At 67.3% G+C, this 24,032-nt stretch carries 23 protein-coding genes; 13 read left to right on the top strand and 10 right to left on the bottom strand.

The features are described 5' to 3' along the window. Positions 1-207: 207 nt before the first annotated feature. Together PMI40_RS01015 and PMI40_RS01010 are read right to left on the bottom strand one after the other, a co-directional pair. Entirely contained in the window at positions 208-1,431 is a 1,224-nt protein-coding gene (locus PMI40_RS01015) for an arabinose transporter (RefSeq protein ID WP_008111218.1), read from the bottom strand. Positions 1,432-1,458: 27 nt separating this feature from the next. Further along, positions 1,459-2,124, bottom strand: a complete 666-nt coding sequence (locus PMI40_RS01010) for an O-methyltransferase (RefSeq protein ID WP_008111216.1) — start codon at positions 2,122-2,124, stop codon at positions 1,459-1,461. A gap of 113 nt (positions 2,125-2,237) precedes the next feature. On the opposite strand from PMI40_RS01010, the gene PMI40_RS01005 reads away from it, so the two are divergent. From PMI40_RS01005 to PMI40_RS00955, 11 genes are all read left to right on the top strand, one after another. Continuing rightward, positions 2,238-2,879: a TetR family transcriptional regulator gene (locus PMI40_RS01005; protein ID WP_008111214.1), complete on the top strand. Its 642-nt coding sequence runs from the start codon at positions 2,238-2,240 to the stop codon at positions 2,877-2,879. 236 nt (positions 2,880-3,115) lie between these two features. Then, the gene (locus PMI40_RS01000) at positions 3,116-4,465 is read left to right on the top strand and encodes an MFS transporter (RefSeq protein ID WP_008111213.1); all 1,350 of its coding nucleotides are present in this window, start codon (positions 3,116-3,118) and stop codon (positions 4,463-4,465) included. 50 nt (positions 4,466-4,515) lie between these two features. Further along, on the top strand, positions 4,516-6,054 hold the full coding sequence (locus tag PMI40_RS00995; protein WP_008111211.1) for a 3-hydroxyacyl-CoA dehydrogenase: 1,539 nt from the start codon (positions 4,516-4,518) through the stop codon (positions 6,052-6,054). Beyond that, positions 6,051-7,256, top strand: a complete 1,206-nt coding sequence (gene pcaF / locus PMI40_RS00990) for a 3-oxoadipyl-CoA thiolase (RefSeq protein WP_008111209.1) — start codon at positions 6,051-6,053, stop codon at positions 7,254-7,256. The genes PMI40_RS00995 and pcaF overlap by 4 nt, the downstream gene beginning before the upstream one ends. After that, positions 7,253-8,056, top strand: a complete 804-nt coding sequence (locus PMI40_RS00985) for an enoyl-CoA hydratase-related protein (protein WP_008111207.1) — start codon at positions 7,253-7,255, stop codon at positions 8,054-8,056. The genes pcaF and PMI40_RS00985 overlap by 4 nt, the downstream gene beginning before the upstream one ends. Positions 8,057-8,165: 109 nt before the next feature. Next, complete coding sequence (locus PMI40_RS00980) at positions 8,166-8,945, top strand: GntR family transcriptional regulator (RefSeq protein ID WP_008111205.1); 780 nt, start codon at positions 8,166-8,168, stop codon at positions 8,943-8,945. A 44-nt stretch (positions 8,946-8,989) separates the two neighbouring features. Continuing rightward, entirely contained in the window at positions 8,990-9,610 is a 621-nt protein-coding gene (locus PMI40_RS00975; protein WP_008111203.1) for a glutathione S-transferase family protein, read from the top strand. A 52-nt stretch (positions 9,611-9,662) separates the two neighbouring features. Next, on the top strand, positions 9,663-10,883 hold the full coding sequence (locus tag PMI40_RS00970) for a CaiB/BaiF CoA-transferase family protein (protein ID WP_008111202.1): 1,221 nt from the start codon (positions 9,663-9,665) through the stop codon (positions 10,881-10,883). 22 nt (positions 10,884-10,905) lie between these two features. Further along, the gene (locus PMI40_RS00965; protein ID WP_008111200.1) at positions 10,906-11,538 is read left to right on the top strand and encodes a carboxymuconolactone decarboxylase family protein; all 633 of its coding nucleotides are present in this window, start codon (positions 10,906-10,908) and stop codon (positions 11,536-11,538) included. Further along, positions 11,535-12,434 (top strand): amidohydrolase, encoded by a 900-nt coding sequence (locus tag PMI40_RS00960; RefSeq protein WP_008111198.1) that lies wholly within the window; start codon positions 11,535-11,537, stop codon positions 12,432-12,434. Before PMI40_RS00965 ends, PMI40_RS00960 begins: the two co-directional genes overlap by 4 nt. Before the next feature lie 18 nt (positions 12,435-12,452). After that, the gene (locus tag PMI40_RS00955) at positions 12,453-13,241 is read left to right on the top strand and encodes an enoyl-CoA hydratase/isomerase family protein (RefSeq protein ID WP_008111195.1); all 789 of its coding nucleotides are present in this window, start codon (positions 12,453-12,455) and stop codon (positions 13,239-13,241) included. Between the two features lie 51 nt (positions 13,242-13,292). On the opposite strand, the gene PMI40_RS00950 is transcribed toward PMI40_RS00955, so the two are convergent. From PMI40_RS00950 to PMI40_RS00920, 7 genes are all read right to left on the bottom strand, one after another. Beyond that, positions 13,293-13,712: a hypothetical protein gene (locus PMI40_RS00950; protein ID WP_008111194.1), complete on the bottom strand. Its 420-nt coding sequence runs from the start codon at positions 13,710-13,712 to the stop codon at positions 13,293-13,295. Next, a complete protein-coding gene (locus tag PMI40_RS00945; RefSeq protein WP_008111192.1) occupies positions 13,709-15,214 on the bottom strand; it encodes an efflux transporter outer membrane subunit in 1,506 nt (501 codons plus the stop codon). Before PMI40_RS00945 ends, PMI40_RS00950 begins: the two co-directional genes overlap by 4 nt. A 3-nt stretch (positions 15,215-15,217) precedes the next feature. Further along, positions 15,218-16,264 carry an HlyD family secretion protein gene (locus PMI40_RS00940; RefSeq protein WP_008111190.1) on the bottom strand — a complete coding sequence of 349 codons (1,047 nt, stop codon included), beginning with the start codon at positions 16,262-16,264 and terminating at the stop codon, positions 15,218-15,220. Positions 16,265-16,309: 45 nt separating this feature from the next. Beyond that, on the bottom strand, positions 16,310-17,845 hold the full coding sequence (locus PMI40_RS00935; protein ID WP_008111189.1) for an MFS transporter: 1,536 nt from the start codon (positions 17,843-17,845) through the stop codon (positions 16,310-16,312). A 208-nt stretch (positions 17,846-18,053) separates the two neighbouring features. Then, positions 18,054-18,965: a LysR family transcriptional regulator gene (locus PMI40_RS00930; RefSeq protein WP_008111188.1), complete on the bottom strand. Its 912-nt coding sequence runs from the start codon at positions 18,963-18,965 to the stop codon at positions 18,054-18,056. Between the two features lie 115 nt (positions 18,966-19,080). Next, entirely contained in the window at positions 19,081-19,512 is a 432-nt protein-coding gene (locus PMI40_RS00925) for a VOC family protein (protein ID WP_369770629.1), read from the bottom strand. Between the two features lie 28 nt (positions 19,513-19,540). Then, positions 19,541-21,121, bottom strand: a complete 1,581-nt coding sequence (locus PMI40_RS00920; RefSeq protein WP_008111186.1) for a methyl-accepting chemotaxis protein — start codon at positions 21,119-21,121, stop codon at positions 19,541-19,543. On the opposite strand from PMI40_RS00920, the gene PMI40_RS00915 reads away from it, so the two are divergent. Next, positions 21,120-21,305, top strand: coding sequence for a hypothetical protein (locus PMI40_RS00915; RefSeq protein ID WP_040501474.1), 186 nt, complete (start codon positions 21,120-21,122; stop codon positions 21,303-21,305). The genes PMI40_RS00920 and PMI40_RS00915 overlap by 2 nt on opposite strands. Before the next feature lie 195 nt (positions 21,306-21,500). On the opposite strand, the gene PMI40_RS00910 is transcribed toward PMI40_RS00915, so the two are convergent. Next, on the bottom strand, positions 21,501-22,955 hold the full coding sequence (locus tag PMI40_RS00910; protein ID WP_008111184.1) for an MFS transporter: 1,455 nt from the start codon (positions 22,953-22,955) through the stop codon (positions 21,501-21,503). 126 nt (positions 22,956-23,081) lie between these two features. On the opposite strand from PMI40_RS00910, the gene PMI40_RS00905 reads away from it, so the two are divergent. Continuing rightward, complete coding sequence (locus PMI40_RS00905; protein ID WP_008111182.1) at positions 23,082-24,032, top strand: LysR family transcriptional regulator; 951 nt, start codon at positions 23,082-23,084, stop codon at positions 24,030-24,032.

Raw genomic sequence — 24,032 nt, 5'->3', positions numbered from 1 at the left:
CATAATATGCCCCGCTCCGGCGCCAGTCAAGTAGCTTGCCCGATGCCGGCCCGCACTGCGCGCCAGGCCCCTGGACTGCGCAGCGCGCCACCACGCTACTGGTGCCTGCGATCTGTTCACCTTCCCACGCCTGCTGCTGTCCGGGATGCCGCCATCGACAGCCGGTCGATGGCGCGACCGTTTGCGCCAGGCTGGCACCCGGGACGGCTAGCCATGCCCGGCCGTGCCGGGCGCGCGCAGCATCAGCAGCAGCGCCACCAGGAACGACAACGCCGCTGCGACCGCGCCGCCCAGGTAGACCGATGCCACGCCCTGGGAAGTGGCCAGCCAGCCGGCCAGCGGGCTGGCAACCCCCAGCGCGATATCGAGGAAGGCGACATACGCGCCCATGGCCAGCCCGCGCGCCTGCGCCGGCGCGCGTCGCATTGCCTCCACGCCGAAGCCCGGGAAGGCCAGCGAATAGCCGAAGCCGGTCAAGGCAGCCCCCCAGTAGGCGCTCGATGCGCTATGCGCATCCCAGATCAGCCACTGACCGATCGCCTCGATCACCACGCACACCAGCGCCACGCGCGCCCCGCCCAGGCGGTCGGGAAGATGGCCGAACAAGAGGCGCGCGACGATGAAGGCCGCGCCGAAGGCCGAGAACGCCAGCGATGCGCTGCCCCATTGGTGGGCGGCGAACAGCAGGGCGATGAAGCCGGTGATCACGCCAAAGCCGACGCTGGACAAGGCCAGGCCGACACCCGGCCGCCACACCGCACCCAGCACCTTGTAGAACGGGGTGCGCCGGGTTGCCGTCGGCGGCACCGCACGCACGCCCGCCACCACCGCCAGCGCGCCCAGCGGGATCAGCACCGATGCCGCGGCAATGCCGGCGAAGCCCCACTGGTGCTCGAGCGCGATTCCGGCCGGCGCCCCCAGGGCGTAGGCGGCGAACATGGCCATGCCGAGCCAGGCCATGACCTTGCCGCCATTGTGCGGTCCCACCAGGCCGATGCCCCAACCCATGGTGCCGGTGACGATCAGGCTCTCGCCCAGCGCCAGCAGCACGCGCCCGGCCAGCAACAGCGCCACGCTGGCCGCGGGCGTGTCGGTCAACGACAGTGACACCAGGTACAGCAATCCCGAGGCCGAGGCATTCAGGGCGCCGACTTGCAGCGCCCGCTTGGCGCCGCGCAGGTCGGCGAAGTTGCCGGCCCAGGCGCGCGACAGCAGCGCGGCCACGAACTGGGCGCCCACCACCAGCCCCACCACGGTGGTGCTCATGCCCAGCGCCGCATGCAGGTGCAGGGGCAGTACCGGCAGCTGGATGCCGATGGTCATGAAGGCGATGAACACCGCCAGCGTGATCGGTGCCAGCTTGAGGAACACGTTCACCGTGGGCGCCGCCGCGGGCGCATTATTGTCTTGTTGATGGTTCATGGTAGTCATGGAAATCCTTTGATCGAGCCTTCGTTGTCAGCCCAGGCGCAGCGACAGCTCGAGACCGTCGCCCAGCGGGATGGACCGATAGCCGTTGCCGGCCTGGCGCATGTACTGCTGATAGTCCGGGTTGGTGGCGGCGTCATCGGCGACCACCATGGCGCCCGGCCGCAGTCGCCCTTGCACCAGCTGCAACACTTCCGGATACAGGCCCTTGGCGCCATCCAGGAACAGCAGGTCGATCTCGTCCGGCAGGTCGCCGGCCAGGGTCTGCAAGGCATCGCCTTCACGCAGCTCGACGATGTCCAGCAATTTGGCCTCGTGCAGCGCCTCACGCGCTCGCCCGATCTTGGAAGCCTCGAATTCGGTGCTGATGAGGCGGCCGCCGCCGTTATCGCGCAAGGCCGATGCCAGGTACAGCGCCGACACCCCGAAGGAAGTGCCGAATTCGATGATCGAACGGGCACCGCCGGCGCGTGCCAGCATGTACAGCAGTTCGCCGGTCTGCCTGGAGACGGCCAGCGGCAAATGCCGCAGTTGGTGATAGAAGCTGGCATAGTCGGTCTTGCTGCGCATGAGCCGTGCCCGCTCGGCATCGTCGAGTCGGGACAGGAAGAGACTGCTCTCGGGCGATATCACGGCGGCCTCGGAAAACAGGCGTTGCAGCGTGGCGGCGACTTCGGGTGTGGCGAGTGTGTTCATGTCGATCCAATAGAAAAGGGGCGCTTCGCAGCGCCGGGGTAAAATACGATCAATTCGTCACATTCAGTATCTGACGAATCCGTCACATTGACTATTCGCATTCATCGCCGCCCATGACCAATCGTCGCCGCCCCCAGATTTCACTGCGCAAAGCGCCCCAGCAAGCACGTTCGACCGACCTCGTCGCCGCCATCCTGCAAGCGGCTGTTCAGGTTTTGGTCAAGGAAGGCGCACCGCGCTTCACGACCGCCAGGGTGGCCGAAAAGGCCGGGGTCAGCGTGGGCTCGGTGTACCAGTACTTTCCCAACAAGGCCGCCATCCTGTTCCGGCTGCAAGCCGACGAATGGCAACAGACCACGCAGATGCTGTGCGACATCCTGCAAGACACCGGCAGCGCACCACTGGACCGGTTGCGTAAGCTGGTACATGCGTTCATCCAGACCGAATTCGACGAAGCCCAGGTGCGCATGGCCCTGGACGACGCCGCGCCGTTATACCGGGATGCGCTGGAAGCCCGGCAGGTCGACCAGGGTTGGGAGGCAGTGATGCGCAACTTCATGGCCGAGCTTCTGCCCTCTGTCGACGCTGCCACCCGCGACCTGGCGGGCGAACTGGTCATGACCACCCTGGGCACGGTCGGCGAACACCTGTCGCGCAGCCAGCGCAGCGCCGAGGACATCCGCCGCTATGGCGACGCCATGGCCGACATGTTCGGCGCCTACCTCAAGTTGCAGAAGAAAAAACCGACGCGCTGACGGCCGCCGCGCGTGCCGGCGTCGCAAGCGCCCCGCGGCGGCGCCGACCGCCGACGGCATCGGCGCATCGACAGCATCGGTGGCGATTGACAGCGTGAAGCTTGCTGGGTATGCTGCCCACTTAGGTCATAAGTATGACCTTTTGATCTTATTGGTTGCATGCACTGTCCTGCCAGGCCGGCGGCGCATGCCTTGCGCAGCATCGTTCAGACAACAACAACGAACGTGGAGACCCGATGAGCAACGCCGATTCCCTTTCCCCCGACCGCGCCCGCAGCGCCGGCCAATCGGGTGTGCCACACCAGGCTGCGTTGGCCGAGGCCACCTATGGCAAGATCCTGTGGCGCATCATGCCGTTGCTGATGCTGGTGTACGTGGTGTCGTTCATCGATCGCTCCAACGTCGGTTTCGCCAAGCTGCATTTCCTGGCGGACCTGGGCTTTGACGATGCCATCTACGGTATCGGCGCCGGTATCTTCTATGTGGGCTACATCCTGTTCGAGGTACCGAGCAACCTGTGGCTGCAGAAGATCGGCGCCCGCAAGACCCTGTTGCGCATCATGGTGTTGTGGGGCCTGTTCTGCACGGCGCTGGCGTTCATGCAGAGCCAGACCTATTTCTATGCCATGCGCTTTTTGCTGGGCGCGGCCGAGGCCGGCCTGTTCCCCGGCATGCTGCTGTACCTGACCTACTGGGTGCCGCTGTCGCGCCGGGCCCGTTTCACCGCCCTGTTTACCGCATCCATCCCGCTGGCCGGGCTGATCGGCGGCCCCTTGTCCGGCTGGCTGATGCATGTCTTCGACGGCGTGGCCGGCATGCGCGGCTGGCAATGGCTGTTCATCGTCGAGGGCTTGCCGGCCTGTGCGCTGGGCGTGGCAGCCTACCTCTACCTGGATGACAAACCCGGCCAAAGCCGGTGGCTCTCGCCCGAGCAACGCGCGCTGGTGCAGGCGGACATGGATGCCGACCAGGCCGGCAAGCCGCGCAGCGGCGGCCACTCGTTGCGCGACGCGCTGGTCAACCCGCAGCTCTACTGGCTGGCGGGCATGGGCGTGGCCGTGCTGGTGGGTACCGGCGGCATCTTCTTCTGGCTGCCGACCATCATCAGGAAGGCCGGCGTCGAGAGCATCTCGATGATCGGCATGCTGTCGGCGATCCCCTTTGCCGCCGCCATCGTGCTCCAGTATCTCAATGCGCGCCACTCCGACCGTACCGGCGAACGTCGCTGGCACGTGGCGATCCCGTCCGTCATCGCCGGCATCGGCTGGATCGCGCTGCCCTCGGTGCAGGGCAGTATTCCGCTGTCGCTGCTGATGCTGACCCTGGTCACCGCCGGCACCTTCAGCCTGACCGGCCCGTTCTGGATCATCCCGGCGCAGTTCCTGTCGGGCACGGCGCTGGCCGCCGGCATCGCCCTGCTCAGCACCCTGGCCGGCATCGGCAGCGTGTTCAGCCCGATGCTGGTGGGCTGGCTGTCCAGCACCACCGGCAGCCTCTCCACCGGCCAGTACTACTTCGGCGCCTGGATGCTGCTGGGGGCAGTGACCCTGCTCATCGGCGTCAAGCCGCCCAAACGCGCAGCCTGAGTCGGCCCGATGCCTTCGTCCAACCCGCTTATCCCCTGCAAGGCTTTTTCATGAGCGCACTGCATCCGCAACAAACGATCGGCGTCATCGGCGCCGGCGCCATGGGCAGCGGCATCGCCCAGGTCGCCCTCAATGCCGGCCATCCGGTGGTGCTGCATGATGCCGCACCGGCGGCACTGGCGCACGCACTGGCGTCGATCAGGGCCAGCTATGGCAGGCTGCTCGAGAAGGGCAGGATCAGCCGGCAACAGCATGACGAGCGCCTCGCGCGCCTGCATGGCGGCACACTGCAGGACCTGGCGCCGGCGGCGTTGGTGATCGAAGCCATCGTCGAGCGCCTGGACGTCAAGATCGAGGTGCTGTCGCAAGTCGAGTCGCTGTTGCAGCCGGGCGCGATCATCGCCTCCAATACATCGTCGCTCTCGATCACGGCCATCGCCGCCGGCCTGCAACGACCGCAGCAGGTGGTCGGCATGCATTTCTTCAATCCCGCGCCGGTCCTGCCCCTGGTCGAGGTGGTGCGCGGCAAGGCCAGCGACCGGCAGGCGCTCGAGACGGTCTTCGACACCGCCCGCGCCTGGAACAAGATCCCCGTGCATTGCAGCTCCACGCCCGGCTTCATCGTCAATCGCATCGCTCGCCCCTTCTACGGCGAGGCGTTGCGCCTGCTGGCCGAGGGCGCGGCCGACGTCGCCACGCTCGACAAAGTGCTGCGCCAGGCCGGCGGGTTTCGCATGGGCGCCTTCGAATTGATGGACCTGATCGGCCACGACATCAACTATGCCGTCACCAGATCGGTCTACGACGCGCTCTACCAGGACCCGCGCTACAAGCCTTCCCTGCTGCAGAAGGAGCTGGTCGACGCCGGCTGGCTGGGCCGCAAGAGCGGGCGTGGCTTCTACCATCATGACGCCGTCGCGCCCACGACGCCGGCCGTTGCCACGCCCGCCGACCACCTGCCACCACCGCCACAGGTGCGCGACGTGGCGGCCGAAGGCGAACTCGGCGTGGCCGCCGCGTTGATCGACCTGGCCCACCACGCCGGACTGGCAGTGCGTGTCACCGATGGCGCCGGCGTGCTGCATGTGGATGGCGTCACGCTGGCCTTGACCGATGGCCGCAGCGCCACCGAGCGACATGCCGCCGACGGCGTACAGGTGCTGTTCGACCTGGCACTCGATTACCGCAGCGCCGGCGCCATCGCCGTCGCCCGCGCCGACCAGGCGCCACCGGCCAGCCTGCAGACGGCGATCGCCTTTTTCCGTCGCCTCGGCAAGCAGGTGGTGGTGCTGGACGACTGTCCCGGCCTGGTCGTCATGCGTACCGTGGCCATGCTGGCCAATGAAGGGGCCGATGCCGTGCAGCAGGGCATTGCCGTGGCCGCCGATGTCGACCTGGCGATGGTCAACGGCGTCAATTACCCGCTTGGACCGCTGGCCTGGGCCGACCGGGTCGGCATCGCCCATATCGGCCGCGTGATCCGCCATCTGGGCCAGGGCTACGGTGAAGACCGCTATCGGGTTTCGCCGCTGCTGGCGCGCATGGCGCTGTCGAACCGCACATTCTTTACTGGAGAGCGCCACCCATGACCATCGATGCCTTCATCTGCGATGCCGTACGCACCCCCATCGGCCGCTACGGCGGCGCGCTGTCCGGCACCCGCGCCGACGACCTGGCGGCGGCGCCGATCCTGGCGCTGATGCAACGCAATCCGGGGCTGGACTGGGGCCAGCTGGACGACGTCATCCTCGGTTGCGCCAACCAGGCCGGCGAGGACAACCGCAATGTGGCGCGCATGGCGGCACTGTTGGCGCAACTGCCGCTGCAGGTCGGTGGCTCCACCGTCAACCGGCTGTGCGGCTCCGGCATGGATGCGGTCGGCACCGCGGTACGCGCCATCCGCGCCGGCGACGGCGAGTTTTACCTGGCCGGTGGCGTCGAGAGCATGAGCCGCGCGCCGTTCGTGGTGGCCAAGGCCGAAAAGGCCTTCAGCCGCGAAGCGCTGATGGCCGACACCACCATCGGCTGGCGCATGATCAATGCCCGCATGAGCGAGCTGTACGGCACCGAATCGCTGGGCGAGACCGCCGAGAACGTCGCCACCGACCATGGCATCTCGCGCGCCGACCAGGACGCCTTTGCCTGGCGCAGCCAGCAACGGGCCGCGCGGGCACAGGCCAGCGGCCGGCTGGCGCAGGAAATCGCCGGGATACAGGTGCGCCAGGGGCGCCAGGCGGTGCTGTTCGACACCGACGAACATCCGCGCGGCGACACCAGCCTGGACCAATTGGCCAGGCTCAAACCGGCTTTCCGGGCCGGTGGCAGCGTCACCGCCGGCAATGCATCGGGCATCAACGATGGCGCCGCGGCGATGCTGGTGGCGTCGGCGGCCAAGGCGCAGCGCCTGGGCCTGACGCCGCGCGCACGCGTGCTGGGGATGGCCAGCGCCGGGGTGGCGCCGCGCGTCATGGGCATGGGACCGGTGCCGGCCACGCAGAAGCTGCTGGCCCGGCACAAGCTGGGCGTGGCCGACCTCGACGTCATCGAACTGAACGAAGCCTTCGCCTCGCAGGGCATCGCCGTGCTGCGCCAGCTGGGCCTGCCGGACGACGCCGAACACGTCAATCCAAACGGCGGCGCGATCGCCCTGGGACATCCGCTGGGCATGAGCGGCGCACGACTGGTGATGTCGGCGCTGCGCGAACTGGAACTGCGCCAGGGCCGCTATGCGCTATGCACCATGTGCATCGGCGTGGGCCAGGGCATTGCACTGCTGATGGAGCGGGTATGAGCGACATCGACAACGCCGGCGACGGCGGCCGGGCGCCGGTGAGGTGCGAGCGGCCGCAACCGGCCATCGCCATCATTACCATCGACCGTCCCGAGCGCCGCAATGCGCTCAACCTGCGGGTCAAGAACCTGTTGGCCGACATGCTGCAGTCGCTCGCCGGCGAGGCCGACCTGCGGGTCATCATCCTGACCGGCGCCGGGTCGTATTTTGTCGCCGGCACCGATATCGGCGAGATGCTGGACATGACGCCCACCTCGCACACGCTGCAGGCCACCGACCGTGTCTTCCATGCATTGCGCGCCTCGGACAAGGTGCTGGTGGCCGCCGTCGAAGGCTATGCGCTGGGCGGCGGTTGCGAACTGGCGCTGTGCTGCGACCTGATCGTGGCCGGTGCCAGCGCCCGGTTTGGCCAGCCCGAGATCCGGGTCGGCATCATGCCCGGAGCCGGCGGTACCCAGCGCCTGGTGCGCACCATCGGCAAGTACCAGGCCATGAAGCTGATCCTGACCGGGGAGCCGGTCAGCGCGCAGCAGGCCTTGGCCATGGGCATGGTGTCGGACGTGGTCGAGGACGGCCGCGCACTGGACGCCGCCCGCGCCCTGGCCGCGACCATCGCCGGCATGCCGCCGCTGGCGGTGCGCGCCATCCGCGAGGTCATGCAGCAGGGGCAGGACGTACCGCTGGAGACGGCGCTGGCATTGGAGCGCCGCGCCTTCCAGATGCTGTTCGATACGCAGGACCAGAAGGAAGGCATGCAGGCCTTCCTGCAAAAAAGGAAGCCGGTGTTTGGCGGATGTTGACGGCCCGGGTCGCTTAAGTCAAAAGCTTGAACTATCAGTTGATTCGGCGATAATGAGCCGACTGCCATGGCGGGATCGATCCGCAAGGCGCGCCACCTGAAAGCCTTTGATGAAAAACCAAACCGTCCGCCCGTCCGCCCCCGAGCTGTCCGATCCGCGCAAGGCCGTGATCGACTTCAGCCGCAGCGCGGTGCCGCGCTACGTGCAACTGGCGAGCCTGTTTCGCAACCGCGTCGAGTCGGGCCAATGGGCCGTGGGCGAGCAGATCCCGACGGTCGACGAGCTGGCCGAGGATTGCCAGGTGGCACGCGCCACGGTGCGCCAGGCGCTGGACCTGCTGGAGCACGAGAAGCTGATCGCGCGCTATCGCGCCAAGGGCACCTTCGTCATCGGCAAGCCCCAGGAGCAATTCTGGTGCGAAGTGGCCACCGACTGGTCGGGCCAACTGCTGGCGCCGGAAGGCGCCAGCATCGAGGTGCTCACGGCGCGGCAACGCCTCACGCCAGCGCCGGTCGATGCTGCCATCGGCGTGATGGCGCCGGCCTATGAACACTGGCGCCGCCGTCACTGGCGCCACGGCAAGCCGTACTACCTGGGCGACGTCTACATCGACGCCGAGGTATGCAAGAGGATCCCGAAGAAGTCGTTCGAGACCAAGACCTCGATGCGCATCCTGCGCGATCTGCCCGGGCTGGAGATCGTCGAAGCGCACCAGACGTTGACGCTGGGCTCGGCCGATCCGCAGATCGCCGAGCTGCTGCAGATTGCGCTCAATGCGCCCATCGCGTACGTCACGCGCTCGGCGGTGGACCAGGCCGGCCGCGTGGTGTTCGTGGGCCGGGGTATTTACCGGGGCGATGTGATTCGCCTCGACATCAGACTGAAGTAACGGCATGCCTGCCGTTACCGGTCATCGACAGATGAGGAAACGGCATGAAGCTACATTGGTCGCCACGTTCGCCATTCGTGCGCAAGGTGGTCATCCTGCTCAAGGAAACCGGACTCGAGTCGTGCGTGCAGTACGTGCGCTCGGTGGCCGCCATCGCCACGCCCAACCCGGCGATCATGGCCGACAACCCGCTGTCGCAGATCCCGGCGCTGGTGCTGGACTCGGGCGAGCCGCTGTATGACTCGCCGGTGATCTGCGAGTATCTCGATACGCTGCATGACGGGCCGCGCCTGTTCCCGGTCGCGGGGCCGGCTCGCTGGACCGCGTTGCGACGCCAGGCGCTGGGCGACGGCATGCTGTCGGTGCTGTTGATCTGGCGCCAGGAGCGCATGAAGACGGCGGCCCGGCAACTTCCCGACTGGCTGGCCTCGTTCCAGCTCAAGATCGACACCGCGCTGGACCGGCTCGAAACCGAGGCACCGGCGCTGGCCGGCAGCGGCTTCGACATCGGCCACCTCACCATCGGCTGCATGCTGTCGTATCTCGATTACCGTTTCGCCGACCTCGACTGGCGCCACGGCCGCACGCAACTGGCGCACTGGCACGACGGTTTCTGCCGCCGGCCGTCCGCCATCGCCACGGTACCGGACGACGCCGCCACCTGAGGCGGCGGCGCACCCCACCCTTTTTCATTCGAATCGCTTATCCGGAGTCTTTATGGCAGGCCCGCTCTCTCATATCAAAGTGCTCGATCTTTCGCGTATCCTGGCCGGCCCCTGGTCGGGACAGGTCCTGGCCGACCTCGGCGCCGACGTCATCAAGGTCGAGCGTCCCGGGGTGGGCGACGACACCCGCAGCTGGGGTCCGCCCTTCCTGAAGGACCGGGACGGCAACGAAACCCGCGAGGCCGGCTACTACCTGGCCTGCAATCGCGGCAAGCGATCCATCACGGTCGACCTCAACAGCAGCGACGGCCAGCGCATCATCCGCGAACTGGCGGCGCAGTCCGATATCCTGCTGGAGAACTACAAGGTCGGCACGCTGGCCAAGTTCGGGCTGGCCTATGACGACCTCAAGAAGATCAATCCCGGGCTGATCTACTGCTCGGTGACCGGCTTCGGCCAGACCGGCCCCAAGGCCGACAACGCGGCCTACGACTTCATGATCCAGGCCATGGGCGGGCTCATGAGCGTGACCGGCGAGCGCGACGACCTGCCCGGCGGCGGTCCGCAGAAGGTGGGCGTGCCCATTGTCGACCTGATGACCGGCATGTACACCTCGGTGGCGGTGCTGGCGGCGTTGGCGCGGCGTTCCCAGAGCGGCCTGGGCGATTACATCGACATCGGCATGCTGGACGTGATGGTCGGCTCGATCGCCAACCAGGGCATGAACTACCTGATCTCGGGCAAGACCCCCAGGCGCGCCGGCAACAAGCATCCCAACATCCAGCCGCAGGACGTGTTCGCCTGCGCCGATGGCTACATCGTGCTGGTGGTCGGCAACGACGGCCAGTTCGCCAAGTTCTGCCAGGTCATCGGCCATCCCGAGTGGACCAGCGACGAACGCTTTGCCAGCAACGGCAACCGGGTGCGCCACCAGGCCGAACTGCTGCCGATGATCACCGAGGTGTTGAAGACGCGCGGCATGCAGCAATGGGCCAACCTGCTGGACGCCGCCGGCGTTCCCTGCAGCCCGATCAATACCATCCCGCAGGTGTTCGAGGACGAGCAGGTCAAGCATCGCGGCATGCTGCTCGACATCGCCCATCCGAGCGCCGGTTCGGTGCCACAGATCCGCAGCCCGATGCGCTTTGCCCAGGCCGCGCTCAGCTTCGACAAGGCGCCGCCCTTGCTGGGCCAGCATACCGACGAAGTGCTGGCCGAACTGGGCTTCGACGCCCAACAGATCTCGGCCTGGAACAGCGCCGGCGTGATCTGACGCCACCAACCCCGGAGCCACCATGCCAAGAATTTCCTTTCCTACCCCCGACACCATGAGCGCCGAACAGCGCCTGGTCTACGACGATATCGTCAGCGGGCCGCGCGCGCGCCTGGTCGGCCCGCTCAAGGCCGCCTTGCACAATCCGGCGCTGGCCGACCGCTGGCAGAAGATGGGCGCGCTGCTGCGCTTCGGCACCAGCATTCCGCCACGCCATAGCGAGCTGGTGATCCTGGTGGCCGCGCGGCGCTGGAACAGCCAGCTGGAATGGGCCATCCACGCGCTGGCGGCACAGGCCGGCGGCCTGCCCGACGACGTCATCGCAGCCATCCGCGTCTGTGACGCACCGCGCTTCGCCGACGCCGGCGATGCCGCGGTCTACGAATATGCACGCCAGTTGCAGCAGACCGGCAATGTCGACGAGGACACCTACCAGCGCGTCCTGGCCATCTACGGCGAGGCCGGCATCGTCGAGCTCGGCGCCATCCTCGGCTACTACACGATGGTGGCAATGACGCTCAACGTGCATCAGATTCCACTGCCCGAAGAACACCCCGAACCGCAGCTGGAGATCGACATGCACGATGCCCGGCCGGTGCTGGCCGAACTGCCGGCCGCAAGCCTGGTGGCGTCCTCGGTGGAGATGCCCTCATGACCGCGCCAGGCTTCATCCCCGAGCAGACCGAAACGCCGCGCATGCCTGCCGCGCCGAGGCACAGGCTGCCGGCGCAGGCCTGCGATGCGCATGCCCACGTGTTCGGTCCCTACCAGCGGTTTCCGCTGGCCGAGGCGTCCAGCTACCCACCGCCGCTGGCGCCGGCGGCCCTCTATGCGCAGATGCGTGGCACCGTCGGCACCGCACGCGGCGTGCTGGTGCAGCCGGCGCCCTACGGCACCGACGCCGGGCCGATCCTGGACGCCATCGCCAATGGCCGCGGCCAGGTGCGCGGCATCGCCGCCGCCCGCGCCGGCACCAGCGAGCAGCAGTTGCAGCAGCTGTTCGATGGCGGCATTCGCGGCCTGCGCTTCGTCGAGATGCGCACCCCTGCCGGTGACAGGTTCCCGGGCAGCGTCGGCGTCGACGACTTGCTGGCGCTGGTGCCGGCCATGAAGAAGACCGGCCTGCATGCCCAGCTATGGGCGCCCTGCGACGCCTACCCGGCCCTGCTGGCGCAACTGCGCCCCACCGGCTTGGCCGTGGTGCTGGATCACATGGCCTGCCTCAAGGTGGAACGCGGCCTGGACGATCCGGGTTTCCAGGCGGTGCTGCAAGCGCTCAGGCAATCGCAGGTGTGGGTCAAGCTGTCGCTGTGCCGCGTCTCCAATGCGGCGCCCGACTACGCCGACCTGCGCCCGTTCCACGATGCCCTGGTGGCGGCCAACCCGGCGCGCCTGCTGTGGGGGTCGGACTGGCCCTACGTGCGCATGGGCGAGCGCGCGCCCGATGTGGGCGCATTGCTCGACCGCTTTCACCAATGGGTGCCCGATGCGGCCGTGCGCCAGCAGATACTGGTGGACAACCCGCAGGCGCTGTACGGCTTCGACAACTGAACTTCACCCAGGACCATCATGCTCGATCAACTGCAGCGTTACACCCAGCTCGACGTGGCCATCGCCAACCATGTCGCCACGCTGACCCTGAACAGTCCGCCGGTCAATGCGCTCACCCGCACCCTCAACGATGAATTGACCATGGCGCTGGACGCCATCTCGGAGATCGACGATATCCGCGCGGTGGTGCTGACCGGCGCCGGCAAGGTGTTCTGTGCCGGCGCCGACCTCAAGGGCCGCGCCGACAATATCAGGCAGGCGGGCGATTTCATGGCGCATTCCCGCCGCACCCGCGAATGCTTCCACGCTATCCGAGAATGCGCCAAGCCGGTGGTGGTCGCCATCAACGGCGCTGCGCTCGGCTCGGGCCTGGCCATGGTGGCGTCGGCCGATATCCTGGTGGCATCCGAGAAGGCGTCGCTGGGGCTGCCGGAGGTCGATGTCGGCCTGCTCGGCGGCTGCCGCCACGCCATGCGCCTGTTCTCGCATTCGCGCCTGCGCCGCATGGCACTGACCGGCTACCGGGTCGGCGGCGAGGAGCTGTATCGCTTGGGGATCGTGGAAGCCTGCGTGGCCGCCGACGAACTGTTGGCCGCCGCGCTGGAAATCGCCACCACCATCGCCGCCAAGAGCCCGGTGTCGACCCGCATGGGCAAGCACACCATGAACGTCATCGAAGACATGAGCCTGCGCGACGGCTATCGCTACGAACAGGACATGACCGCCGCCATCGGCAAGACCAGCGACGCGCGCGAGGCGCAACTGGCCTTCAAGGAAAAACGCGCACCGGTATTTACCGGCCGCTGACATCGCGCGCCTGCCGCCGGCAGGCCGGCAGCAAAGCCGGCGCGCCCGTTGCTAGTCGTGCGCCGCCTCGTCATGCCTGCGCAATACGCGCGATAGCGCCTCGATCGCCTCGGCTTCGGTGGCCGTCACGAACTGCTGCACGCCGAAGGCACGCGTGGCGCCCTGGGCCATCTGCCGCAGCGCCGCCAGCTTCACGGCGTCCGGCTCCACGCTGGCCAGGCCTAGGCACAGCTGTGACAGCGCCTGGCGGTGGTGCTTGAGCCAGATGCCGCGCGACTTGCGGTCGTCCTGGGTCTCCTCGCCATGCGGCGCCACGGTCAGGATGACAAACGGTGCGCCGTGCGCCAGCAGCGCCTCCATTTCGTGCTGCCATTGCAGCGCATAGCCGGCGCTGGCCCGTTCGTTGTGAAAGCGCACCAGCGGAAAGCCGCTGGTGTCGTGCAATGTGAAGCGGTCGTTTTTCAATGTCATCCTGGTGTCCTTTCAATAACGGGTTGCACCGCCACCGGCGGCAGCGCCTGCTGCCAGCCGCCGCCCAGTGCGCGGTAGAGGTCGACCAACGCCAGCGACGATGCCGCCTGGCTGTCCGAGAAAGCGCGCCGGTGGCGCAACAAGCCTTGTTCGACAGTGAGCACATGCAGGTAATCGACGGTGCCCTGCGCGTATTGCTGCTGCGCGTCGTCCCAGGCGGCACGGCTGTGGGCCAGTGCCTCGCCGAGGCGGTCGCGCACGACGGCGCCGGCCTGCCAGGCATTCATCGCATCGTCCACTTCATGCCAGGCGCCCAGCACGGTCTTGCGGTATTGCAGCGCCGCCTCGACCTGTTGCGCATTGCGCAGGCGCAGCATCGCCCGCAAGCGAGCGCCGTCGAACAAGGGCAGGCTTACCCCGGGGCCGATGGCAACGCTGCGCGAACTCCAGCTCCCCAGGTCGGACAGTTGCATGGCCTGCGCGCCTACGCTGCCACTGAGGGTGATACGCGGATAGAAATCGCCCTCGGCGACGCCGATCTCGGCCGTTGCCGCATGCAGCGCCGCCTGTGCACGGCGGATATCCGGCCGTCGTTGCGCCAATTGGCTGGGCAGGCCTACCGCCACCGGCTGTTGCATGTCGGGAATGCGTACTGCCGCCGGCGCCGGTACTGCTTCCAGCATCTGCGACAGCGCCTGCGGTGGCGTCGCCAGCAGCAGGCCGATGGCGTTGGCCAGTTCGCACGCGCGCTGCTGCAGCGCCGGCAGGCTGGCCTCCACCTCGGCCACCTGCGCCCGCGCCTGCTCCACCTCGAACCGGGTCGCTACGCCTTCGGCCTGGCGCACGCGCGTCAGGCGCAAGACCTGCCGCGCCAGCGCCAGGTCGTCTTGTCCCAGGCGCAGCTGGTGCTGGGCGCCGCGCAAGCGGATGTAGTCTTGCGCCAGCGTGGCCGATAGCGACACCAGCGCCGCGTGCCGCGACTCGCCGGCCATCTCCACCCGGGCGCCCGCGGCTTCGCGCTCGCGAGCCAGGCGGCCCCACAAGTCCAGTTCCCAGCTGGCCTGCACGGCACCCTGCCAGACGTTGTAGGGCGCCTGGCCGGCATGCCCGGACGGATCGAGCAAGCCATTGGCGCTGTTGCGCGCACGCAGGGCACTGCCCTCGGCCCGCAACTGCGGCCAGCCCGCCGCCGCCGTGGCGCCGCTGGCGGCCAGGCTCTGCTGCAGCCGGCTCGACGCCATCTGCAGGTCGAGATTGTCGCGGATCATGCGCTCAATCAGCGCGCTCAGCACCGGGTCGCCGAAGCGCTGCCACCAGGCATCGTCCACCGCATCGGCAGAAAAGACGGCGCCGGCAGTCGCCTCGTGCGCCGCCCATCGGGACGCCAGGGCGGGCGTCGGCGCAACGTAGTCGGGACCGACCGCGCATCCGCCGATGACCAGGCTGGCCAGCCACGGGCAAAGCCTGAGCGCCGCTCGCCGCACATCAATGAACCCGATCATGGCTTATCCCTTGCTGGCGGTATCGACCGACACTTCCACCGACATGCCCACGCGTAGCAAGTCCACCGACGGCGCGGCCTGCTCCAACGCAATGCGCACCGGGATGCGCTGCACCACCTTGGTAAAGTTGCCGGTCGCGTTGTCCGGCGCGACGGCGGCAAAGGTCACGCCCGTGGCGGGCGCGATGCTGTCGACCGTGCCATGCCAGCGCCGCCCCGGGTAGGTATCGACACGGATGTCGGCCGGCTGCCCGGGTCGCAGCCGGGTGAGCTGGTTCTCCTGGAAATTGGCGATCACATAGGTGCGCTGCAGCGGCACCACCGCCAACAGCGCGGCACCGGGACTGACCAGGTTGCCGACCCTTGCCGCACGGCGCCCGACGACGCCGTCGAACGGCGCCACCAGGCGTGTATGCGACAGGTCCAGCTCGGCCCGGCGCAGCGTGGCGCGCGCGCGCAGCAGCGCAGCCCGCGCGGCCTCGACTTGCGCCTGCAGCACCGCCAGTTGCAAGCGAGTCGACTCCAGCATGGCATGGTCCTGCGCCTGGCGGGCGACGGCAGCGTCGAGCCGGCTCCTGGCCTGCTGCGCATGCTGCACCGTGCCGGCGCCCTGCTCGGCCAGGTGCCCATAACGGGCGACGTCGCCGCGTGCGAAGTCGAGTTCGGCCAGATGCACCTCGCCCTGCGCCTGCACTTCGCGGATCGCGGCCTGCTGGCGCACCAGCGCCGCCTGGCCGCCCACCGCCTGTGCTTGCGCCTGGGCCACGTCGGCCTGGGCCGCCTCCAGCGCGGCGCGATATTCGCGGTCGTCGATAGTGGCCAGCAACTGGCCGGCCTTGACGTTCTGGTTGTCCTGCACCAGCACGGTCGCGATGAAACCGGACACCTTGGGCGAGACGATGGAATAGTCGGCGCTGACGAAGGCATCGTTGGTGCTTTGCGCCTGGCCCGACGAGAGGTAGCGCGTGGCGCCATAGGCGCAGCCGCAAATGGCCAGGGCGGCCACGGCGAACAGCACGGGCGTGCGCCGCGAAAAGGAAATGGCTGTCATGAAATGATCCGGAAAAAAATCAGATGGAAGTACGGGACGAGACAATCAGGTCGCCCGTGGTGGATGAATACGGGTGGCCGCCAGCGGGATCAGCACGATCAGCGCCAGTGCCAGCCAGGCCATCGCGCGGTACAAATCGACCGCGCTCAATACTGCCACTTCGCGGTGCAGCCGGCCGGCCAGGGCCAGCGGCGCATCGCCGCCCCACAGGTTGCCGAGCCGGTCGACCAGCATGGTCGAATGGAAGTGGCGGCGCCTGGTGAGCAATGCCTCCAGCACGCCACCGGCCAGCACCGCAGCGAAGCCCTTGACGGTATTGAACCAGGCCGAGGCGAACGGGCCATCCTGTGGCGCCAGGCCATTGGTCGCCAGCATCAGCAGCGGCAGCACCGCCATCGGCTGGGCAAATATCTGCAACATCTGCAGCAGATAGAAATTGTCACCGATCCAGGCCGACGTCATCTGCGTTCCCAACCAGCACGCCAGCGCCAGCAGGCCCAGTCCGGCGGCCAGCACCCAGCGGCAATCGACACGCCGCAGGTTGCACAGTGCCGCCACCAGGGGCAGCGCCAGCAGCTGCGGCAAGGCCACCACCAGCATCATGGGTGCCGTCTGCAAGGGCCGATAGCCGTGCACCTGGGCCAGGTAGCCGGCCGGGATGAATGACACCGCCAGCAGCACGAACAGCACGCCGCCCAGCATCACCAGCGAAAACGCCAGGTTACGGTTGGCCAGCAGCTGCAGGCGGAAGAACGGCAAGGGATGGCACCATTCATTGACCAGCAGCAGCAACGCCAGCAGCACTGCCGCGAGGGTCATGGCGACGATCGATGACGAGCCGAACCAGCCACAGCGCTCGCCCTGGGTCAGCACGATCACGCTCAGGGCAATGGCCGGCAGGCCCAGCAACAAGCCGCGCCAGTTGAATTGCCGCAAGCGTTCCAGGCGCAACGGGTCTTGCGGCAAGCCCCAGGCCACCGCGGCCATGGCCAGCAGCGAAGGCGGCAGCACTTGCCAGAACACCCAGCGCCAGCTGGCGTATTCGGTCCACAGCGCCGCCAACGGCATGCCCAGGCTGGGGCCGAAGGTGGCCGTCAGCGCGTAGCTGGCCAAGCCATACAGCTTGATGCCGGGCGGCAGGAAACGCAGCGCCACCGTCATCAGCATCGGTGGCAGGGCGCCGCCAGCGACCCCTTGCAAGGTGCGCAACACCAGCAGCACCGGCAGGTCGGGTGCCAGCGGACACGCCACGCCAAGCAAGGTGAAGGCGGCCAGCATGGCCAGCGTGAAACGGCGTAGCGAGAAGGTGGCCGCGCACCAGGGCGCCACGGCCATGGCACTGACCGAGCCGGCCGCATACAGGCTGACCAGCCAGCTGCCTTCGTCGCGGCCCAGGCCCATGCCGCCTCGGATATCGGCCAGCGCCATCTTGGTGACATTCTCGTTGAGGCCGGCTACCAGTACCGCCAGCAGCACCCCGGCCAGCCCCACCGCAATGCGCACGCCGAAGGCGGCCGGCCGGGGTGGCGCGGCAGACGCCGCAGGTGGCGCCGGCACGATGCCCGACGCGGCGGCGATCATGACGAGCACCGCGGGTAATGGAAACAGGGACGAGCACGAACGAGGCGGCGCATGGAACACGATCCGGTAATGACGATGGTCCCAGTATAGGAAGACGCCATCATTGCGAAAACTGACGATTGGCTAATCGTCGGTTCCGCAAAATGGAAGCCAGGACCGGATGACGTCGCCCAGCTGGCGCGTGCCGTTGCCCTGGCCGGCGTGCACCTCAGGTACCGGTGACCTCGGAACAGGCTTGCTTGAGCATGCGCCGCAGCCAGCGATGGGCATTGTCGTGGTCCAGCCGGGGATGCCAGGCCTGGACGATGTCGACCGGTTGCAGCACCAGCGGCAAGTCGAACACCCGCAGCTTCATGCCCAGCTCGCGCACGTTGTGCATCATGCTGGTGGGCATCGACGGCAGCACCAGGTCGGAACCGCCCAGGGCGAAGATCGCCGAATGAAAATTCGGGGTCACCAGCGACACCCGTCGCGCCAGTCCGATCGCGGCCAGGGCGTCGTCGATGGGGCCGCTGGTGCGGCCGCGTCGCGACACGCTGATGTGATCGTAGGCAATGAAGCGCGCCGCGTCGATGGGCGCATCGAAGATCGGGTGGTCGTCGCGCGCCATGCCCTTGAGTTCGGTGTAGAACAGGTGCTGGACCTTGGTATCGGGTGCAAAGTCCCGGCGGGCGCTGATGTAGAGATCGATGCGCCCTTCTTCCAGTGCCCGGTCGTCGACATCGCTTTCCGGCACGAAGCGCAATACCGTGCGCGGCGCATGGCGATGCAGCAGCTCGCGCAGCCTGCTGCTGAATGCGCCGATGAAGACATCGTTGGCACGCAGGTTGAAGGTGCGTTCGAGGCGCAGCAAATCGACTTGCCGTCCGGTGGTAAACACCGCATGCGCCTGTTCCACCACCGCCCTGACCTGCTCGTGCAATTCCAGCGCACGCGGCGTCGGCGCCAGGCCACGGCCCGAACGCACCAGGATGGGGTCGCCGAAGGCCTGCCGTATGCGCGACAGGGTCCGGCTCATCGCCGGCGCACTGATGTTCAGGCGGCGTGCCGCGGCGGCGGCACTGCCTTCCTCGAGCAGGATATCGAAGGCGATCAGCAGGTTAAGGTCGGGCAGTCTCATGGCAGCCAGTATAGCCAGCCCCGGCCATTCCCGTGGGCGCACGAGGATGACGCTGGGCGCAAGTCACGATTGCGAAAAACGCAACTATCCGGCACGTCCCGGGCGCAGCCGTCGCTCAGGCGGGCAGGCGCTCGACCAATTCCAACGGCAGGCCATCGGGGTCGGCAAAGAAGGTGAATCGCTGGTGCGTGAAGGGATCGATGCGTACCGGTTCGACGGCGACCCCTTGTGCTTGCAGCCATGCCTTGGCGGCATTGACGTCGTCGACCACGAATGCCAGGTGCCGCAGGCCGGCGGCTTCGGGCCGCGAGGGCCGCGGCGGTGGCGCAGGGAAGGAAAACAGCTCGAGCTGCCCGCCATCGGGCAAGGCCAGGTCGAGCTTGTAGGAGTCGCGCTCGGGACGGTGGTTTTCTGCCACCACCCGCAATCCCAGCAGGTCGACATAGAAGGCCTTCGAGACCCGGTAGTCGGTACAGATGACGGCGACGTGGTGTATGCGTTGCAGCGACAGGCTCATGGCGGCGGTTGGTTGGGGTCGACGCATCATTATGCGCCATGCCACCGCCCCACCTGCGTCAAGTGCGTGCGACGTTGTGCCCGGCCAGCTGGTGCAGCTTGAATACGCTCACCACCTCGGACAGGTTGCGCGCCTGCTCCTGCATCGATTGCGCCGCCGCAGCGGCCTCCTCGACCAGGGCCGCATTCTGCTGGGTCACTTCGTCCATCTGCGCCACGGCGCGATTGATCTCGTCGATACCGACGCTCTGTTCCTGGCTGGCGGCCGAGATCTCGGCCACGATATCGGTCACCCGCCGCACGCTCGACACTACCTCGGTCATGGTTTCACCGGCGGTCTCGACCAGGGTCGTGCCCGCGCCCACCTTGGTCACCGAATCATCGATGAGCACCTTGATTTCCTTGGCGGCCGACGCCGAGCGTTGCGCCAGGCTGCGCACTTCCGAGGCCACCACCGCGAACCCCCGTCCTTGCTCACCGGCACGCGCGGCTTCGACGGCAGCATTCAGGGCCAGGATATTGGTCTGGAAAGCGATGCCATCGATGACGCTGATGATCTCGACGATGCGGGTTGACGCCTCCTTGATGGAGGACATGGTGGCCACTACCTGGCCAACCACCTTGCCGCCCTCCTCGGCCACCTGCGATGCATTGACCGCCAGCTGGTTGGCCTGGCGTGCGTTGTCGGAGTTCTGCTTCACGGTGGAGGTCAGCTCTTCCAGCGCCGAGGCGGTCTGTTCCAGCGAGCTGGCCTGCTCTTCGGTGCGGCTGGACAGGTCGAGGTTGCCGCTGGCGATCTGGGTCGAGGCGGTGGCGATGGTGTCGGTGCCGCCGCGCACCTGGCCGACCACGCCCAGGAGGCTGTCGTTCATGGCCTTGAGCGACAGCATGAGCTGGCCGGTCTCGTCGCTGCTTTCAGGCTTGATATCTGCCGTCAGGTCGCCCTGCGCCACGCGCTGGGCGACCGCCACGGCGGCGCTCAGGGGCGCGGCGATGATACGCGCCACATATAGCGCCAGCGCCATGCCGATCAGCAATGCCGCCGCCAGCATCGCGACGATCCACACGCGACCGCTCTTGAACGTGTCGTCGGCGCCTTTGGTCGCCGCTTCGCTGCCTTCGCCGTTGATCTTGACCAGTTTGTCCAGGTTGGCCAGCAGTTCCGGATAGATCTTGTTGGAACGGCCCAGGAACAGCGTGCGCCCCTCGGCGTTGTTGTTGGCCAGGAACGCGGCCATGATCTTCTCGTGTTCGACCAGGAACTCCGCCACGCTGTTCTTGACGGCCGGATAGACTTCTTTTTCGGCCGGGGCGGAAATTTCTGCCTCGTAGGCCTTCAGGGTTGTCCCGAGCAATCCCAGCACGACCTGCGAACGCTTGACCAGGGCCGTCATCGCCTCGGCATCGCCGTCGTAGATCGCCATCTGCGACTCGAAACTGCGCACCCGTGCCAGCAGCAACTTCAGCTCGGCCAGCGTGCGGATGCTGGGCATCCAGTCGGTGGTGATCTCGGTCGATGCGCGGTTCACCTGGTCGAGTTGCTTGATCGAGAAGATGCCGAGGATGGCCATGAGCGCCAGCACGCAGACAAAGGAAACCAGCAGCTTCTTGGCGATTTTAAGATTGCGAAACCATTTCATGACATTTCCCCAGGACAAGGTACGAGCGCTAAACGGCGCTACCGTGCGCATTGTCGCTGGTGCCTGCCATGATCAAAGAGCCAAACAGATCGTTGTTTCGGGCTCATTGGCGTTGAAGGAAATGATGTCATTGCAAAAGGAATTTATTAAAAAAACCATTTTCTTGAATGACGGGATTATGTGACAAATAGTTACCGCCACAACGAACCTAGCGCGGTGTGCGATGTCATTGCGAGGCTGGCAGATTCATAAAAAATTACATTTCCCACTTCACCGCTCCTCTGGGACGGGATGAATTCTATTATTCCGTTCTCACGATTCCAACCCGGCGCCCGCTGCAACGCGGATGCCGGGTGCAGCATGACCGGCCGGACCGGCGCTACGACAGCGGCGGGCGCGCCTGGCCGATACGCCGGTAGCTCACCGCCGCAGCCATCAGGATCGCCGCCACCGCCACCCACAGCGCCAGCCGGATGGCCTGGGCGTCCTCGGCCGCATTCATCTGCACCTGGCCATGGGCCGCCGCCCGCGCGGTACAGATGGCCAGCACCACGCCCAGCAACGCCGCTCCCAGGCACTGCCCGAAGGTGCGCATGATGGCCAGCACGCCCGAGGCATGGCCGTTGTACTGGCGCGCCACGTTGGACAGCATTTCGCGATTGTTGGGGCTTTGGAAGAAACCGAAACCCATGCCGCAGACCAGCGTGCGCCAGGCGATATCCCATGGCCGGCCCTGGTCGGGCAGGCAGGCCAGCAACGCCAGGCCGACGGCAAACAGCGCCAGGCCCAGCGTCGACAACACGGCCGGCGAATGACGGTCGGCCAGCCGTCCGGCACTCGATGCCACCAATACGATGCCGATCGGCCAGGGCGTAAACAGCGCCGCCGACTGGAAGGCGCTGTAGCCATAGGCATTCTGGAACAGGAACGGCAAGGCGACGAAGGCAATGCCCTGGCCGACGAAGGACGCCAGCGAGGTCAGCGCGGCCAGCGAGAAGCGCCCCGACGCAAACATCGCCAGCGGCAACAGCGGCTCGGCGGCGCGGCGCTGGTCCCAGACGAAGACCACCGCGGCGGCCAGCGCCACCACGCCGAAGGCACCGGCCGTCGCCGCCGCCTTGCCCGCCTGTCCGCTGTCGGCCAGCCCGGCGCAGGCGTCGGCGGCCATGATCAGGGCCCCCATCGCAATGGCCGACAGGACTGCCCCGAGGGTGTCGAAGCGCCCCATCGCGGGCTTGCGCGCATCGGGCACGGTGGTCATCGACAAGTACACCGCACCGATACCCAGCGGCACGTTGATGGCAAAGATCCACTGCCATCCCAGCACCGCCAGCAAGGTGCCGCCCAGGGCCGGGCCGACGGCGGTACTGGCCGCCACCAGCACCGCGTTCAGGCCGAGGATGCGGCCCAGCAGGCGATTGGGAAACACGGTGCGATGGATCGCCGGCGCGATGCTGAGCATTGCCGCCCCGCCCAGGCCCTGCAGCACCCGCATGGCCACCAGCATCGAGATCGACGACGATAGCGCACAGCCCAGCGAGGCCAGGGTAAATACCGCCAGGCCGGCGCTGAACTGAACCCGGAAACCGACCCGGCTCGACAGCGAAGCGAAGGTCGCCAGGGTCATCGCCACGGCCAGCAGATAGGCGTTGGCCACCCAGATGATCTGCCCCGGGGACGCCGCCAGCGCCTGGCCGATCTGCGGCAGGGCGACATTGACGATGGTGCCGTCGAACACCGCCATGGTGGTCGCCAGCATCACCGCGATCATGACCCGGCGTCGTTCGACGCCCGGCAAGCCCTCGTCGCCGGGCTGGTCTGAAAACAATTCCATTGAGGTGTCCCGTGGTTATTTGCCGTCACTATAACCAGACCCCGGACAAGGCGGAAGACGCATGACTTGCAGTTGATAAGTGCAGCAAACGCCTTATCTGGGCGATCGACATGTTAGGATCGGCCCATGTCCGATCCCGACTTGAACCTGCTCATTGCGCTCGACGCCCTGATCGCCGAAGCCAGCGTGGCCGGCGCGGCGCGCCGGCTGGGACTCAGTGCCTCGGCCATGAGCCGTACCCTGACCCGGCTGCGCACCCTCACCGGCGACCCGCTGCTGGTGCGCGCCGGACGGCGCATGGTGCTCACCCCTGGCGCCGAGGCCTTGCGCGAGCGTGCCACCAATGTCGTGCATGAAGCAAGATCGATGCTGCGTCCGTCCTCGCCCGCATCCGATATCTCCAGCCTCGAGCGCACCTTCACCATTCGCGCCAACGATGGCTTCGTGGAAGCCTTCGGCGCGGCGCTGATCGAGGCCATCACGGCAGCCGCCCCCGGGCTGCGCCTGTGCTTTGCGCCAAAGGTCGAGAAAAGCCCGCTGCCCCTGCGCGACGGCAGCGCCGACCTGGAAATCGGGGTGGTGAGCGGGATGGGGCCGGAAGTGCGGGTGCAGGCCCTGTTCCGGGATCGCTTCGTGGCCGTGGTCCGGCGCGGGCATCCGATCGAGGCCTGGCGCAGCGTGAGCGCGGCGCGCTATGCCGCCTGCGGTCATGTGGTCACCTCGCGTCGCGGGCGCAGCCATGGCCCGGTGGATGTCGCGCTGCAAGCGCTGGGCTTGACGCGCAGGATCGTCGCCATCGTGCCCAGCTTTCCGGCAGCGTTGGCCGTGGCGCGTTGCTCGGACCTGGTGGCGCTGGTGCCGGCGTCCTACCTGCGCCCGCTGCCGGGCAAGCAACCGTTGGGGCCGGACACCACCTACGCCTTCGAGCTGCCGGTCAAGACCGAGCCGATCACCATCTCGCAGATGTGGCACCCACGCCTGGAACTCGACCCGGCCCATCGCTGGCTGCGCGAGCAGGTGCGATTGGCCTGCACCCGGCTGGTGGCCGACGACGGCGCCGCGGCGGGGAGCGACTGA

It is taken from the genome of Herbaspirillum sp. YR522 (genome assembly GCF_000282575.1).
Classification (GTDB): Bacteria; Pseudomonadota; Gammaproteobacteria; order Burkholderiales; family Burkholderiaceae_D; genus Herbaspirillum.
Note: the sequence above shows the minus strand (reverse complement) of the source record. Positions and strands in the feature narration are given on the sequence as shown.